Here is a 15,655-nt window from a genome sequence, read left to right on the forward strand (position 1 = left end):
CATGAGCCATCACACGCCCTTGTCGGTACCGCCCCGTCGGACACGCAGGATCGTGCCCCTCGGCCTGGTGGTCCTCGGCCTGGCGAGCGCCCTGTTCGCCGTGCGGCGGCCGCTCATGATGTCCGCCCCGAGGTGCATGTCCGGGCGGTGGCACGGCTGCTACGACACGTTCAACGGTGTGGTGCTCATGACGCTGGTCGCGCTGCCGTTGGCCGGGCTGGTGGTGTGGGCTCTGGCGCACCGTCGGCGTGCCGCCGGCGTCGCATCGCCGTGGCGGATGTCGCTGGCCGAGGTGGGCATGGTCCACGGGACCATACCGTTCCTGTGGCTGACCATGATGCCGGGCGGCGCACCCGGCGTCGCTCCCCGCCGGGTGAGTCTGGTACCGCTGCGTGACCTGGTCACGATGGGGGCGGGCGGGATCGTCGGCAACCTGCTGGTCTTCGCGGCGCTGGGGTTCTTCGCCCCGATACGGTTCAAGGCGCTGGCGTCCGTGCCGCGGGTCCTGGCGCTCGGGGCGGCCTGCTCGGCCCTGGTCGAGGTCGCGCAGTACGTCCTGTGGCTGGACCGGGTGTCCTCCGTGGACGACGTCCTGGTCAACGCCACCGGTGCCGTGCTGGCCGCGCTGGCGTCGCGCCGCTGGTGGCGCACCGGAATGCGGGCGCCGTCGGACCGCTCCCGCCCCGTGCCGGTCCCGACGGGATGATCCGGGTGTCCGGAGTGCACACGTCTTTGCATACGTCGGAGATATGCAGTGCTGCTTAGGCTTCAGACATGCGCGTACTGATCGTGGAGGACGAGCCCTACCTGGCCGAAGCCGTCCGGGACGGTCTGCGGCTGGAGGCGATCGCCGCCGACATCGCCGGCGATGGTGACTCCGCCCTGGAACTGCTCAGCGTCAACTCCTACGACCTCGCGGTCCTCGACCGCGACATCCCCGGGCCCTCGGGCGACGAGGTCGCCCGGCGTATCGTCGCCTCGGGCAGCGGTATCCCGATCCTCATGCTCACCGCTGCCGACCGGATCGACGACAAGGCCTCCGGGTTCGGGCTCGGCGCCGACGACTACCTCACCAAACCGTTCGAGCTGCGGGAGCTGGTCCTGCGGCTGAGGGCGCTCGACCGCCGGCGCGCCTACGCCCGACCCCCGGTCCGTGAGATCGCGGGTCTGCGGCTCGATCCCTTCCGCCGGGAAGTCTTCCGCGACGGACGCTATGTCGCGCTCACCCGCAAACAGTTCGCCGTGCTGGAAGTCCTCGTCGCCGCCGAGGGCGGGGTGGTCAGCGCCGAAGAACTGCTGGAGCGGGCCTGGGACGAGAACGCCGACCCGCTCACCAACGCCGTACGCATCACCGTCTCCGCGCTGCGCAAACGGCTCGGCGAACCCTGGATCATCGCCACGGTGCCTGGTGTCGGCTACCGGATCGACACCGGCACCGCCGGGACCGGAAGCACGTATGCGTAGACGCCCCGGGGTCAGCGCCCGGCTGAAACTCACCCTCAGCTATGCCGGATTCCTCGCCGTCGCCGGCGCTCTCCTGCTCGCGGTGGTGTGGGCGTTCATCCTGCGCTACGTACCCGACAACCCCAAGGGCCTTCTGGGGGTCTCGCCCAACCGCTACCTCCTGGTGCACACCTTCGCCCCCGCCGCGGCCGTGGCCCTGGGTTTCCTGCTCCTGTTCGGCCTCCTGGGGGGATGGTTCCTCGCCGGCCGGATGCTGGCACCGCTCACTCAGATCACAGCTGCGGCCCGGATGGCGGGCAACGGGATGCTGTCCCACCGGATCCACATGAAAGGCCGCCAGGACGAGTTCCGGGAGCTCTCCGACGCGTTCGACTCGATGCTCGAGCAGCTCGAGTCCCATGTCGCCGAGCAGCGGCGGTTCGCGGCGAACGCCTCCCATGAACTGCGTACCCCGCTGGCGATCTCGCGGACGCTCCTCGACGTGGCCCGCAAGGACACCGCGCGGGAGGGGGACGAACTCATCGAGCGGCTGCACACGGTCAACACCCGGGCGATCGATCTCACGGAGGCCCTGCTGCTGCTCAGCCGCGGCGACCGCGGCAACTTCACCCGCGAGGACGTCGACCTCTCGCTCGTCGCCGAGGAAGCCGCCGAAACGCTGCTTCCCCTCGCCGAACAGCGCCGGATCACGCTCGATGTCATCGGCGGGGCGGCCCGGACCAGCGGTTCCGCGGAGCTTCTGCTGCGGATGGTGACGAACCTCGTCCAGAACGCCATCGTCCACAACCTCCCCACCGGGGGCACGGTGACGGTCCACACCGGGGTGGACGGCGGCACGAGCGTGCTGCGGGTCGAGAACACGGGCCGTCGGCTCCCTCCGGAACTGGTGCCGACCCTCACCGAGCCCTTCCAGCGGGGAACGGAGCGCGTGCGCACCGACGAGCACGCCGGCGTGGGGCTGGGCCTGGCCATCGTGGCCAGCATCGTCCGCGCCCACGACGGAACCCTCGACCTCGTGCCCCGGGCCACCGGCGGTCTCCTCGTCACGGTCCGGCTGCCCGGCAGGCCCTGACGGGGCCGCGACCGACGACGGCGCCGGCCCCGGGCGGGGCCGGCGCCGTTCGGCCGGGCAGGGATCAGGCGCCGACGACGCCGGAGGCCGCGATCTGGACCTTCGCCTTCGGGGTACCGGACTGCGAACCCAGGGACTCGATCCGGTCGACGAGGTCCGAGCCCTCCACGACCTCGCCGAAGACGACGTGCTTGCCGTCGAGCCACGGGGTGACGACGGTGGTGACGAAGAACTGCGAGCCGTTGGTGTTACGGCCGGCGTTCGCCATCGACAGCAGGTACGGGCGGTCGTGCTTCAGCGAGAAGTTCTCGTCCGCGAACTTCTCGCCGTAGATGCTCTTGCCACCGGTGCCGTCGTGGTTGGTGAAGTCACCGCCCTGGAGCATGAACTGCGGGATGACGCGGTGGAAGCCGGAGCCCGCGTAGCCGTAGCCGTTCTGGCCGGTGGCCAGCTCGCGGAAGTTGCGAGCGGTCTTCGGGACCACTTCGTCGAAGAGGCTGAAGACGATACGGCCGGCGGGGGCGCCGTCGATGGTGATGTCGAAGTAAACGTTGCTCATGAGTCCCATCCTGTCACTTCCGGCGGGGACCGAAGGCAGGCGGGGTTCCGGTGGCGTCCCGGACCACCCGCCGGACGGCCCGTCCGAGGGGTGCGGATCGGCGGGCACGGCGACGCCCGGAGACCGTGCTGTCACGGGGAGCCCGGCCCGACGGGCGAGCCGCAGGGTGGCGACGGCCTCGTACGGCGAGCGCGCGATGCGGGTTGCTTCCTTTGCTCCACACGCGTGACGGAACGGGTGACGCACCGCGTGACGGACCGGTCGACCGGCACGGCGACGGCACGCTTCCGTGCGCTCCCCGGCGAATGCGCCAGGCAACCCCACGGACGGCTGCACGCATGGTAATTACGCAGTGAAAGACGGCCCGACGAGGGACGGGACATCAGGTGATCCGGGTAGTGGTGGTTGACGACGAGGCGCTGATCCGTACGGGATTCCAGCGCATCCTCGACACGGCGGACGACATCGAGGTCGTCGCGGCGGTGCCCGGCGGCCGTGCCGTGCACACCGTGCGGGAGTTCCGGCCCGAGGTCGTCCTGCTGGACATACGGATGCCGGACGTGGACGGACTGACCGTCCTGGCCGACCTACGACGGTTGCAGAATGCTCCGGTGGTGGCGATGCTGACCACGTTCGACGCCGACGAGTACGTGGCGACAGCCCTGCGCTCGGGCGCGTCGGGCTTCCTGCTCAAGGACACCGATCCGGAGCAACTCCCGCACCTCATCCGCACCTTGGCCGAGGGCGGCACCGTACTGTCGTCGCAGGTCACCCGGAGGGTGGTGGCCGGCTATCTCGACGCGGACCCGCAGGGTCCGGCCACGCGGGCCGTCGCCCGGCTGACCGAGCGTGAGCGTGTCGTACTGGTCCTGATGGCCGAGGGGCTCGCCAACATCGACATCGGCGAGCGGATGCATCTCAGCGCGGGCACCGTGAAGGGTTATGTCAGCACCATTTTCACCAAGTTGGAGGTGGGCAGCCGGGTCCAGGCCGTGCTGTTCGCGGAACGGGCGGGCCTGCTCAGGCTGCCGCGGGACGGGGTGGGCTCTTGATGCCGCCCCGCCGTCCGTCCGGCCCGCCGTGGCCCGCCCCGCTGCAGGCCGTGCTGGTGGACACCGTGCTGGTGGCGGTCTCCCTGCTGGACATGTGGGCCAACGTCGACCCCGACGACGGGGCCGCCCTGGCCTGCGGGCTGCTCGCCGCCCTCTGCCTGCCGCTGCGCCGTCGCCTGCCGCTGACCACCTTCGTGCTGACCCTGCCGACCGCCACGGTCACCGACGCGGCGCTCGCCGCGCTCATCGCGCTCTACACGCTCTCCTCCCTGAACCGGCACCGTCTCCTGCTCGCCCTGTGCGCCACGGTGTTCGCCGTCGCCGACTTCGTCCCGTGGCCATGGCCGTCGGTGTCGATCGACGAACTCTCCGACACCTACAGCCTGATCCATCTGAGCTACACCCTGGCGACCGCCGTCGCGCCCGTCTTCCTCGGCCAGCTCGTGCAGGCCCGGCGTGAACTGACGCTGCGGCTCGCGGAGATATCCGAGGCACGTGAACACGAACGGCTGCTGATCACGCAGAGCGTGCTGGCGAAGGAGCGCGCCCAGCTCGCCCGCGAGATGCACGACGTGGTGGCCCACCAGGTCAGCCTGATCGCCGTTCAGGCCGGAGCGCTCCAGGTCGGCAGCCGGGACGCCGAGGCCAGGGAGGCGGCGGTCACGATCCGGCGGCTGAGCGTGCAGACGCTGGAGGAGCTGCGGCACATGGTCAGCGTGCTGCGCGCCTCGGGCAGCCGCCCCACCGAGCTGACCCCGCAGCCCTCCCTCGCGGACCTGGAGCGGCTCGTCGACACCAGTGGCATCGAGGCCGAGCTGAGCACCGACCTGCCCGGCGATCTCCCCCCGCCCGTCCAGCGCGGTGTCTACCGCACCGTGCAGGAGGCGCTGACCAACGTACGCAAACACGCCCCCGGCGCGAGCGCCACGATCCGTATCCACCACCAGGGCGGCCGTCTCCACGCGACCATCACCAACACCCCCGCCACCCGGCCCGCCCTCCCCCTGCCCAGCGCCCACCACGGCCTGGTCGGCCTGCGGCAACGCGCCGAACTCCTCGGCGGCACCGTCACCTCCGCGCCCACGACAGCCGGCGGATACGAACTCCGCCTGGACATCCCCTTCGACCACACGCCCTGACCCGTCCGGCACACCCGGCCGCGGAAGACCGGAAGGACCAGCCGCCCCTCCCGCGGCCGGCCGATGACAGGGCGTACGCCTGTGCGAGCATCGCGGCATGGATGATCTACGCTTCCGACTCGCCGACGACGCCGACATCGCCGATCTCGTAAGGCTGCGCGACGACGCCGCCCGCTGGATGCTGGCCCGAGGCGTCACGGGCCAGTGGCGCCCCGGCGAGCTGGGCGGGGATCATTTCCGCCGCATCCTGGAGAGCGGGGAGATCTGGCTCGCGGAGGCTGCCGATCGGGTGGTCGGGGCCTGGGAGCTGTGGTGGGAGGACGAGGACGCCTGGGGACCCCGGCCGCCGACCGCCGGCTATGTGCACCGGCTGATGGTGGACCACGCGGCCGTCCCGTCCGGAACCGGGCGCCGTCTTCTGCGCGTTGCGGAGCGCCGCGTGGCCGAGGCGGGGCGGCCGCTGGTACGCCTGGACTGCCTGGCCGGCAACGAACGCCTGAGCGCGTACTACCTCGACGCCGGCTACCGGGTCGTCGGACGCAAGGAGGGCAAGCCGCAACCGGGGGGCGCGCCCAAGTCGTTCACGCTCCTCGAGAAGACGCTACGGAACGGCGTAGGTGCAGCCCATGTGAGCGTGCACGCCGTCGGCCTCACGGACCGGCCAGTCGGGGAGGAAACCCCGTAACAAAGTTCCCCGACAAATCTCTTCAGAAGACAGAAGTGAAGAGTCATGAGTGGATCAATTGCTGGCGGTCTTGATGTGTTCGGCAATCGGGCGCCGGGACTTTCCTAGGGTTCCCCGCGAGAGCAACCCCTGCTCCGTACCTCGAAGAGGAGATCCTGTGACCAATGTGGAAGTGTCCCTCAAGACCCTGATGACGGAGGTCGAGGGCTCGCTGGGTGCCGCCGTCGTCGACTACTCCAGCGGTATGGCACTCGGCTCCCTCGGCGGGGGCAAGGACCTGGACCTGAACGTGGCGGCGGCCGGCAACACGGACGTGATCCGGGCCAAGGTGCGCACCATGGACGAGCTCGGCATCCAGAGTCGTATCGAGGACCTTCTGATCACCCTCGACACCCAGTACCACCTGATCCGCCCGGTGATGGGACGCGGCGGCAACGGTCTTTTCATCTACCTCGTCCTCGACAAGGGACGGGCGAATCTGGCCATGGCCCGTCATCAGCTCAAACGCACCGAGAGCAATCTCGAGGTCTGAGCCTTCCCGGCTTTCATTTGACCTAGACTTGAAAAGTTCTTCAAGTCGCGAATTACGCATTCGACGAACTGTCGTGATCACGTGGTCGCGGCCGGGAAGGATGCATGCAGCGGACCGGGTGCGGCAGCTCGCCGCACCCGGCCAGACACCCCTTCCGAGCAGGAGCGACGCCCGTGCAGGTGCCTCTCTACCAAGCAAAGGCAGAGTTCTTCCGCATGCTCGGGCACCCCGTGCGCATCCGCGTACTCGAACTGCTCCAGAACGGTCCGGTCCCGGTCCGGGACCTGCTGGCCGACATCGACATCGAGCCCTCCAACTTGTCCCAACAGCTGGGCGTACTGCGCCGATCCGGCATCGTCGTGTCCATCCGCGAGGGCTCCACCGTGAGTTACGCACTCGCCGGCGGTGATGTCGCGGACCTGCTGCGCGCCGCGCGCCGCATCCTGACCGAACTCCTCGCGGGCCAGAGCGCGCTCCTCGCCGAACTGCGCGACACCGGGCAGCCGAGCGAACCGTCCGCGCCCTCGGCCCGCTGAGGGGCGGCGGCCGCGGAGACGATCCGGCCGCCGCCGCCCCGCACAGCTCGGGCAGCGACGGCCGGAGGAACTACCGCTTCACGTCGGGCAGTTCACTCGGCAGGTACGGCCTCAGCGGTGACGTCGCCCGCGTACACCAGGGCGGTGCGGTGGTTGTACTGGATGGTGTACATGGACTTGCCGCCGAGCACGACGGTGCCGCTGGACTTGAAGTAGTCGTCGGTGCGAGCGGCAGGCGCGGTGGCGACGTAGGCCTGGCCGGCCGGGATGGTGTACATGCTCAGCGGGGCCTGGGTGGAGGGTGACAGACCCGCCGGGTACTCGGCGGCGTCGGGGTAGCTGGAGCCGTAGACCTTCACGGGCGGGTCGGCCGGGGCCTGGCCGCTCCTGACGACGGTCACGCCGGTGGCGGGGACGGTGTTGACACCGCCCGGGTTGTGGAACCAGACCTTGCCGCCGCTGTACCAGATCGCGGTCCAGTCGCCGTCCTGGCCCGCGACGACGAACTGCTGACCGGCCTGGGCGGTGCTGCCCCAGTCGTTGATCCGGTCGGTGCCGGCCGCGCCGCCGGGGTGGATCGCCTGGTCGCCGAAGAGCGGAGCCGTGTCACTCGGCCCGGTGCGCAGATAGAGGGAGTTGGACGGCTGCTCCACGTACGTGCACGTGGTGGTGGCGCCGGTCGGGTCGTCGGCGGGGCAGATCTGGACCCTCTGCTGGTTGTCGGCGAAGCCGGGGGCGATGGTCACCACCGAGCCGACGTCGCCGACCCCGTGCTCGCCGGTGATCGGGGCGCCGACCAGGGACATGAAGTGCTCCCAGTCCCAGGACGGGCCCGGGTCCCAGTGCATGCCGGACACGGTTCCCGACGTGGGACCGACGATGTTGTCGTGGCCGATGATGTGCTGCCGGTCCAGCGGGATACCGAACCGTTCCGCAAGGTACTTCACCAGGTCCGCGGTCGCCTCGTACTGCGCCTCGGTGTACCAGGTCGCGCCGTGCGCCGCGTACCCCTCGTGCTCGATGCCGATGGAGTGCATGTTCGTGGAGTAGTTGCCCGCGTGGAAGGCGAGGTCCTTCGTGGGCACCATCTGGGTCACCGCGCCGTCCGAGGACCGCATCACATAGTGCGCGGAGCTTCCACCGGCGGTCTGGAAGGTGGTGATGGCCGACGCGTAGGAGGACTCGGTGTCATGGATGACGATCGAGTCGATCCTGATCCCGTTGGCGGGCCGGTTGGAGACCTGGCCGTTGGCCGCCGCGGCCGCCACGAAGGTGCAGTCCACCGTGCTGGGGCATTCGGTGTCGGTCGTCGCCGCCGCCGTCAGGTTCAGCCGGGACAGCTGACCCGTCGCCGGGCTGACCTGCGGGTCGGCCGCCAGCGTCACGCGCCGGCCGTCCGCGGTGGTGCGTGCGACGCCGTGCTTCAGGGTGGCGAAGACACGGTCGGCGAACGCCCTCGCTCCCTGCTGCCGGGTCGACTGGCTGTACCGCGCCACGGCCGCGTACCAGTGATCGGGATCGGCCGAGGCCTGCCCGCCGGCCGTCTTCTGGTACGACGCCAGCAGCGCGGCGCCGCCACGGATGTTCGCCGCCGCGTCGGTGCGCAGTCGCTGCTCCGGGAGTCCGGTCAGCCGTGCCGCCGCGCGCAGTGTGTGCAGCGCCGGATCCGCGGCCATCGTCGCGAGGTCCGCCCGGCCGGCCGCACCCGCGTCCCCGCCGGCCAGCATCGCTGCCGTCACGTCCGTCAGGTGCATCGGACCGTACCCGCCGTCGGCGCTGTGGCCGCCGGCGTGTGCGTCCCACGCCGACTCCTGGTAGGCCACGGCCAGCAGGACCCGTTCCGGCACACCGAACTCGGCCGCCGCAGCCGCGAAGTCCCCTTGCCGTACTGCCGCGTTCGAGGCCCTCTCCCCCGTCGCCTGCGCCGCCGCCGGTACTGCGACGGTGCCGGCCACGGCCAGCACGGCCGCAGCCAGCACGAGCGGACGGCGCCGGGCGCCGGCGCGTCGCCGCGTTCTTGCCTCTGTCGTCATCAACGATCCCCGATTCTCAGCCGAACAGGCACCAGCTCTCCCGCGGTGCCGGTGGTCATGGCCCAGTCCGCTGCGCAGGCGTGCCGAGCCGTCACGCGAGATGCCCTGCCGCCCGTCGGCAGCGGAATGCGACCGTCATCCGCCCGAACTCGGCCCAGGGGCCGGGTTCTTCACGGAGCCGGCTCACAGTGTCCCTCAAGATGATCACTGATTGCGCCTCAACTGAGTTGCCTTTACGCCGAGTTGGCATGAACACACGACAGCGGGCGGTGGTTCGTCCGGTATGCGGCACGGGACCGGCTCCTTGACGTCACCGCGCGGATGCCTGCCCGGCAGGTGCCCGACCGCCCCGCCGGACGCAAACCCGGACCCGGCCCCGGGTGCCGCCCGGCCCGTTGCGCCCCGGCCGCCCGAAAGGCCCGTTCGACGAAGGTGCACGTCGTGTCACCTGCGCGGATCGATACCCTCGACAGCACGATGAACAACACTCCGATCCCCCTGGGGCCGAAGGCCGACAAGGCGACCGTCCGCCGGCACAACCTCAGCCTGGTGCTGCGGGCCGTGCACGACGCGGGCGACGCCACCCGGGCCGCCGTCGCCACCCGCGTCGGGCTGACCCGGGCCGCGGTGTCCTCCCTGGTCGAGCAGCTGCTGGAGAACGGCTTCCTGACCGAATGGGGCAAGACCAGCAGCGGCCAGGCGGGACGCCCCGGCACCGTGCTGAAGGTGGCGCGCACCGGCCCGGCCGGGCTCGGCGTGGAGATCAACGTCGACTATGTCGCCGTCTGCGTGGTGGACCTCGCCGGCACCGACCGGGTCCGGCTGGTCGAGCACGTCGACAACCGCGGGGTGGCGCCCTCGGAGGTGCTCGCGCGCGCCGCCCAGCTGGCCGCACGTGCCCTGGCGTCGGCCGCCGAGCAGGATCTGACGCCGGCCGGCGCCCATGTCGTGGTACCGGGCCTGGTCACCGGCGGCACCGTCCGGCAGGCCCCCAACCTCGGCTGGACCAGGGTCGCCGTCGAGGGGCTGTTCGCCCAGTCGCTGTCCGCCCTCGTTCCGGCCCGCCGCCCGCTGCCGGTCAGTTCCGACAACGAGGCCAACGCCGCGGCCCTGGCCGAGCTCTGGTACGGCGCCGGTACCGAGGGCGTGCGCAGTTTCCTCTATCTGACCGGTGAGATCGGTATCGGCGGAGCGCTGGTCGTCGGCGGCGAGCTGCTGCGCGGGGCGCACGGCTTCGCCGGGGAGATCGGGCACATGGTGGTCGATCCCGACGGCCCGCTGTGTCCGTGCGGAGCCCACGGCTGTCTGGAGCAGTACGCCGGGCAGGCAGCGCTGCTGGCCGCCGCCGGCATCGAGACCACGGCCGGGGTGCTGGGCGTCGCCGAACTCCAGCGGCGGGTGCGCCGCGCCGACCCGGACGCTCTCGCCGCCGTCGAACGCGCCGGACGGCAGCTGGGCTGCGTGGTCTCCGGAGCGGTCAATCTCTTCGACCCGGACGCGGTGATGCTCGGCGGGTTCTACCGGGCGCTCACCCGCTGGCTGGCGCCCGCGGTGGAGCGGGAGCTGGCCCTGCGGGTGATCTCGGGCCTGTGGGCCAAGGACAGCGGCCGGCTGCGGGCCGCCTCCCCGCTGGGCGACGCGGCCAGGGGCGCGGCCGGGGTGATCGTGCAGGAGGTGCTCGCCGACCCGGCGGCCTTCGCCGACCGCAACGGCGGCTGAGCACGCCCCGCGTCGCCCGAAGTCGGCCGAGACCGCGGCCCGGGAGGGGTGACGGCAAGTGTGCCGTCACCCCTCCCGGGCCGTGTCCCGTCAGCCGCGCCGGGCGGCGATCAGTGACCGGTACCAGTGGTAGCTGTCCTTCGGGGTGCGCACCTGGGTGTCGTAGTCGACCCGGACGATCCCGAACCGCTTGTCGTAGCCGAAGGCCCACTCGAAGTTGTCCAGCAGCGACCACACGTAATAGCCCTGCACGTCGACACCGGCGTCGATCGCCGCGCGCAGCGCGGTCAGGTGGTCGCGCAGGTAGTCGACCCGGTCGGTGTCGTGCACCGCGCCGTCCTCGCTCACCGTGTCGTGCTCTGCGGAGCCGTTCTCGGTGATGTGGATCGGCGGCAGCGCGTCACCGTACTGCTGCTTCAGTGCCACCAGCAGATCCGTGAAGGTGTCCGGCGCGACCGCCCAGCCCATCGCGGTCTTCCGGACGTCCGGCATCCGGACCTCCTCGTACCGGTTGTCGGTCGCCACCCGCTTGCCCGGGTCCGTCTCGCGCAGCGGGGCGTCGGCGACCACGATCGGCCGGTAGTAGTTGATGCCGAGGAAGTCCAGCGGCTGCGAGATCAGCTCCAGGTCGCCGTCCCGGCGGAAGTCCGCCGCGTTGATCAGCTCGCCGAAGGTCTCCTCCTCGGTCGCCGCGTAGCGGCCGGCCAGGATCGGCTCGGTCCACACCAGGTTGTGCTGGGTGTCCGCGCGGACCACGGCCGCGAGGTCGGCGGCCGAGTCGGTGGCGGGCAGGTTGCGGTCGAGGTTGAGGGTGATCCCGACCTCGCGCACCCCGGCCGACCGCAGCGCCTGCACCGCGAGACCGTGGCCGACCAGCAGATGGTGCACGGCGGCCAGCGCGGGAGTGCCCTCCTTGGCGCCCGGTGCGTGCCGGCCGATGGAGTAGCCGAGGAAGGCGCTGCACCACGGCTCGTTGAGGGTGATCCAGCGCGGCACGCGGTCACCCAGGTGCTCGGCTACTACGGCCGTGTACTCGGCGAACCGCTCGGCCGTCTCGCGCACCCGCCAGCCGCCCTGGTCCTCCAATGCCTGTGGCAGGTCCCAGTGGTAGAGGGTGGCGGCCGGTTCGATGCCGGCTTCCAGGAGTTCGTCCACGAGCCGGGAGTAGAAGTCCAGGCCCTTGGGGTTCACCCGGCCGCTGCCTTCGGGCACGATCCGCGGCCAGGCGACCGAGAACCGGTACGAGTCCACGCCCAGCTCGCGCAGCAGCGCCACGTCCTCGGGGTAGCGGTGGTAGTGGTCGCAGGCCACGTCACCGTTGTCACCGTTCACGACCAGACCGGGGGTGTGGCTGTAGGTGTCCCAGATGGAGGGGCCGCGGCCGTCCTCCCGCGCGGCTCCCTCGATCTGATAGGAGGCGGTGGCGGCGCCGAACACGAAACCGGACGGGAATCCGGGGAAGCCACTCATCAGGCGATGTCCCTTTCGACGTGTGCGGGGGGTGCGGTGGTCACTTGACGGAACCGCCGGTGATGCCGGCGGCGATGTACTTCTGCGCGAGCACGAGCAGGATCGCGGCGGGGATCGCGGAGAGCACGGAGGCGGCCATGACCGAACCCCAGTCGCCGACGTGCGCGCCGATGTACTGATAGATGCCCAGGGTGACCGGCTTGACGTGGTCGGTGGTGTTGAGGGTGAGCGCGAACATGAAGTCGCTCCACGCGTACAGGAAGGAGAACAGCCCCGCGGTGATGAGGGAGTTGCGGCTCATCGGCAGCACGACCTGGACGAAGGTGCGCAGCCGACCGGCTCCGTCGACCTCGGCCGCCTCGATGACCTCGCGCGGGATGGCCACCATGAAGGAGCGCATCAGCACGATCGCGAACGGGATGCCCAGCGAGGCGTCGGCCAGCATCAGGCCGAAGTAGGAGTTGACCAGGCCGAGGTCCACATAGGCGCTGTACATCGCGTTGGCGATGACGATGCCGGGCACCATCTGGGTGATGAGCGTGCCGAACACCACGGTCTTGGCGCCGCGCAGGTTGAACTGTGCGAGGCCGTAGGCGGCCGGCGCGGAGAACGCCAGGCAGATCACGACGGCGCCGAGGGCCACCGCGAGGGAGGTCAGCAGATGGCCGCCCTGCTCGGTCACGGCGGAGGAGAATCCGGACAGGTCCAGGCCGTGCGGGACCGGGTCCACCTCCAGCAGGCCGGACTCGGGCTGCAACGCGGTGTTGATCATCCAGTACAGCGGGAACAGCATCACGGCCAGGACGAGGATGCCGACGGCCGTCGTACCCCAGCGGCGCTTCGGCCTGTTGACGGCCGGGGCCGGGGCGGCGGGAGTGGTGGTCGCCATGCCGGTCACTTCCCCTCGTTGCGGTTGGCCCGCAGGTAGAACACCGCGAACACGGCGGAGATCAGGATCAGGATGTTGCCGACGACGGCGCCGGCCCCGAAGTCCAGCTGGACGAAGGAGTTCTGGTACGTCAGCGTGCCCAGGGTCTGGGTGGAGTCGGCGGGGCCGCCGTCGGTGAGCGCCAGCACCAGGTCGAGGATCTTGACCGTGGACATGAAGCCCAGTACGAGTACGACCGTGATGACGGGCTTCAGCAGCGGCAGCGTGACCGAGCGGAAGGTGCGCCAGGCGGAGGCGCCGTCGAGGGCGGCGGCCTCGTAGACCTCGCGCGGGACCTCCTGGAGACCGCCGTAGAGGATCACCATGTTGAACGGGATGCCGATCCAGACGTTCACCAGGATCACGGCGAGCAGCGCCACGTGTGTACTGGTCAGCCACGGGGTGTGGCCGATGCCGAACAGGCCGAGGAACGAGTTCAGCACACCGGTGTCCTGGTCCAGGATGCGCCGCCAGACGATGCCGGACACGACCATGGGCACCAGCCACGGCAGCAGGATCAGCGCCCGCAGCACTCCGTTGAGCGGGAACCTGCGGTTGAAGAACACCGCCAGCCCCAGGCCGATGCAGAACTGGCCGGCCAGCGAGCCGATCGTGAAGACGATCGTCTGCCACAGGGCCTTGCCGAACAGGTCGTCGCCGAAGACGTTGCGCCAGTTGTCCAGGCCGTTGAAGGGGGCCTTGCCGGTGAAGAACGTCGACGGCGTGTAGTGCTGGAAGCTCATCACGACGTTGCGGACGAGCGGGTAGCCGAAGAACAGCAGCATGAACAGCACGGCCGGGGCGACGAAGCCCCACTGCGCGAGGGTGCGGCGCCGGCGGGCGCGGGCCGGGTCGTGAGCGGCGGCGGCCGTCGTGGTGTCCTCGGCCGTGGGGGCGGGAGCAGCAGCGGTGACGGACATGTGGTTACCTCACTTTCCGCTCTCGACGCGCGACTGCGCGTGCTTCAGGGCCGACTCGCTGGATTGGCCGGTCAGCGCCGACTGGAAGGCGCTCTGCAGGGCCAGGGAGATCGACGTCCAGCCGGAGCCGGCCTTGGCGGTGCGCGAGCGGGCCACCGCGACCTGGTCGGCCAGCGAGCTGAGCGAGGGGACCTTCTGGCGCCAGGTGGCGGCGGCCTTCTGGTTGGCCGGGATCATCCAGCTGTTGAGCGCGTAGGTGACTTCCTCCCGCTCGCTGGTCATGCAGTTGACGATCTTCGCGGACGTCTTCTCGCGTACGGGGTCGCCGATGTCCGGGATGGTCAGTTCACCGCCGCCCAGCGGGCCCACGGAGTCGTCCCCGGTCTCGGGGACGGGGATCTGCGCGATGCCCCAGTGCAGGCTCTTCTTGGTGTTGAGGGTCTCGACCTGCCACGGCCCGTTGATCATCATGGCGGCGTTGCCGGCCATGAACTGGTCGTTGACGTCGGCCTGGGTCCAGTTGATCGTCGACTTGGACAGCGAGCCGTCGGAGATCAGCGACTTCCAGTAGTCCAGCGCCTCGACGACGTTGCGGCTGTCGAGGGCGGTCTCGTCGCCGCCGTTGGACCACATGAACGGGGTGAACTGGTAGACGCCGTCCTCCGAGCCGCCCGCGCTCAGGGCGACGCCGTACTGGTGGCCCTGGGTGAGCTTCCTGGCCGTCTCGCGCATCTCGGCCCAGGTGGTGGGCACCGGGAGACCGGCCTTGTCGAGGACGTCCTTGTTGTAGAAGAGCGCCAGGGTGTTCACCGTGCGCGCCGCGCCGTAGTACGTGCCCTTGTAGGAGCCGTAGTCGATGATGCCCTGGGGTACGTCGGTGGTGTCGACGCCCAGCTTCCTGAGGTCCAGCAGGCCGCCGGTCTCGGCGAAGGTCGGCATCTCGGAGCCGTCGAACTGGATGATGTCCGGCAGCGACTTCGAGGACGCCATCCGCAGCGACTTGGTCATGACCTGGTTGGCGGGGACCGACTGCTGCTCGATGGTGACGCCGAGCTGCTTGCCACAGCGTTCGAGGGTGGCCGCGTCCCAGCTGTGGTACGAGTCGTCCGTCGAGGAGTTCAGGACGGTGTACACGTCGGGGTCGCGGGACTGGCCGCAGCCGGCCAGCGCGACGGTGCCGACGAGCGCGGAGGCGACGGTGAGCGGGACGAGGACGCGCCGGCTGATCCGCCGGCGTCCGGGACGTGCCCCGTTCGAGAGGTGTGCTGTCACGGTGGTGCCCTTGCGTGGGAGGGGTGCCGGCTCCGGCGGACGCCCGTGTCCGGCGGAGTGAGAGGAGCGAGGAGCGGGCCCGGGGCCCTGGACGCGGTTCCGGCGGACGCGCGTCCGTGGGGGGTGGCTCACCCCCGTGCCCGGCACACGGCGCCGGGCACGGGGCGTGGTCGGGGTCAGCGGGTGCCGAGGAGGTGGTCCATGGCGAGCTGGTCGAGGCGCTCGAACGCCATCCCGCGCGCGGCGGCCGCGTCGACGTCGAACTCCTCGAACG

At 70.5% G+C, this 15,655-nt stretch carries 15 protein-coding genes; 9 read left to right on the top strand and 6 right to left on the bottom strand.

Going from position 1 to position 15,655, the window contains the following annotated elements:
- Position 1: 1 nt before the first annotated feature.
- From ACZ7OY_RS43620 to ACZ7OY_RS43630, 3 genes are all read left to right on the top strand, one after another.
- On the top strand, positions 2 to 706 hold the full coding sequence (locus ACZ7OY_RS43620) for a VanZ family protein (RefSeq protein WP_472251046.1): 705 nt from the start codon (positions 2 to 4) through the stop codon (positions 704 to 706).
- A gap of 68 nt (positions 707 to 774) precedes the next feature.
- Positions 775 to 1,464 carry a response regulator transcription factor gene (locus tag ACZ7OY_RS43625; protein ID WP_472251047.1) on the top strand — a complete coding sequence of 230 codons (690 nt, stop codon included), beginning with the start codon at positions 775 to 777 and terminating at the stop codon, positions 1,462 to 1,464.
- Positions 1,457 to 2,536: a sensor histidine kinase gene (locus tag ACZ7OY_RS43630; RefSeq protein WP_472251048.1), complete on the top strand. Its 1,080-nt coding sequence runs from the start codon at positions 1,457 to 1,459 to the stop codon at positions 2,534 to 2,536. Before ACZ7OY_RS43625 ends, ACZ7OY_RS43630 begins: the two co-directional genes overlap by 8 nt.
- 64 nt (positions 2,537 to 2,600) lie before the next feature.
- On the opposite strand, the gene ACZ7OY_RS43635 is transcribed toward ACZ7OY_RS43630, so the two are convergent.
- Positions 2,601 to 3,095, bottom strand: a complete 495-nt coding sequence (locus tag ACZ7OY_RS43635; RefSeq protein ID WP_472251049.1) for a peptidylprolyl isomerase — start codon at positions 3,093 to 3,095, stop codon at positions 2,601 to 2,603.
- Positions 3,096 to 3,481: 386 nt separating this feature from the next.
- On the opposite strand from ACZ7OY_RS43635, the gene ACZ7OY_RS43640 reads away from it, so the two are divergent.
- The 5 genes from ACZ7OY_RS43640 to ACZ7OY_RS43660 all read left to right on the top strand — a co-directional run bounded on the left by ACZ7OY_RS43640 (position 3,482) and on the right by ACZ7OY_RS43660 (position 7,039).
- Positions 3,482 to 4,147: a response regulator gene (locus ACZ7OY_RS43640; RefSeq protein ID WP_472251050.1), complete on the top strand. Its 666-nt coding sequence runs from the start codon at positions 3,482 to 3,484 to the stop codon at positions 4,145 to 4,147.
- A complete protein-coding gene (locus tag ACZ7OY_RS43645) occupies positions 4,147 to 5,286 on the top strand; it encodes a sensor histidine kinase (protein WP_472251051.1) in 1,140 nt (379 codons plus the stop codon). Before ACZ7OY_RS43640 ends, ACZ7OY_RS43645 begins: the two co-directional genes overlap by 1 nt.
- 97 nt (positions 5,287 to 5,383) lie before the next feature.
- Entirely contained in the window at positions 5,384 to 5,971 is a 588-nt protein-coding gene (locus ACZ7OY_RS43650) for a GNAT family N-acetyltransferase (RefSeq protein ID WP_472251052.1), read from the top strand.
- Between the two features lie 157 nt (positions 5,972 to 6,128).
- Positions 6,129 to 6,503, top strand: coding sequence for a roadblock/LC7 domain-containing protein (locus tag ACZ7OY_RS43655; RefSeq protein WP_384733174.1), 375 nt, complete (start codon positions 6,129 to 6,131; stop codon positions 6,501 to 6,503).
- Positions 6,504 to 6,676: 173 nt separating this feature from the next.
- On the top strand, positions 6,677 to 7,039 hold the full coding sequence (locus tag ACZ7OY_RS43660; protein WP_450667741.1) for an ArsR/SmtB family transcription factor: 363 nt from the start codon (positions 6,677 to 6,679) through the stop codon (positions 7,037 to 7,039).
- A gap of 92 nt (positions 7,040 to 7,131) precedes the next feature.
- Here ACZ7OY_RS43660 and ACZ7OY_RS43665 read toward each other — a convergent pair whose 3' ends face one another.
- On the bottom strand, positions 7,132 to 9,072 hold the full coding sequence (locus tag ACZ7OY_RS43665) for an N-acetylmuramoyl-L-alanine amidase (RefSeq protein WP_472251053.1): 1,941 nt from the start codon (positions 9,070 to 9,072) through the stop codon (positions 7,132 to 7,134).
- A 477-nt stretch (positions 9,073 to 9,549) separates the two neighbouring features.
- On the opposite strand from ACZ7OY_RS43665, the gene ACZ7OY_RS43670 reads away from it, so the two are divergent.
- Positions 9,550 to 10,791 carry an ROK family protein gene (locus ACZ7OY_RS43670; protein ID WP_472251054.1) on the top strand — a complete coding sequence of 414 codons (1,242 nt, stop codon included), beginning with the start codon at positions 9,550 to 9,552 and terminating at the stop codon, positions 10,789 to 10,791.
- Between the two features lie 90 nt (positions 10,792 to 10,881).
- Here ACZ7OY_RS43670 and ACZ7OY_RS43675 read toward each other — a convergent pair whose 3' ends face one another.
- The 4 genes from ACZ7OY_RS43675 to ACZ7OY_RS43690 are packed head-to-tail and all read right to left on the bottom strand — an operon-like array spanning position 10,882 to position 15,381.
- Entirely contained in the window at positions 10,882 to 12,261 is a 1,380-nt protein-coding gene (locus ACZ7OY_RS43675) for a GH1 family beta-glucosidase (protein ID WP_472251055.1), read from the bottom strand.
- Between the two features lie 40 nt (positions 12,262 to 12,301).
- Positions 12,302 to 13,150, bottom strand: coding sequence for a carbohydrate ABC transporter permease (locus ACZ7OY_RS43680; RefSeq protein WP_384733166.1), 849 nt, complete (start codon positions 13,148 to 13,150; stop codon positions 12,302 to 12,304).
- A gap of 5 nt (positions 13,151 to 13,155) precedes the next feature.
- Positions 13,156 to 14,109 (bottom strand): carbohydrate ABC transporter permease, encoded by a 954-nt coding sequence (locus tag ACZ7OY_RS43685; protein WP_472251056.1) that lies wholly within the window; start codon positions 14,107 to 14,109, stop codon positions 13,156 to 13,158.
- Positions 14,110 to 14,118: 9 nt separating this feature from the next.
- On the bottom strand, positions 14,119 to 15,381 hold the full coding sequence (locus ACZ7OY_RS43690) for a sugar ABC transporter substrate-binding protein (RefSeq protein ID WP_472251057.1): 1,263 nt from the start codon (positions 15,379 to 15,381) through the stop codon (positions 14,119 to 14,121).
- Between the last annotated feature and the right edge of the window lie 274 nt (positions 15,382 to 15,655).

This window comes from Streptomyces sp. NPDC107559, from assembly GCF_055657365.1.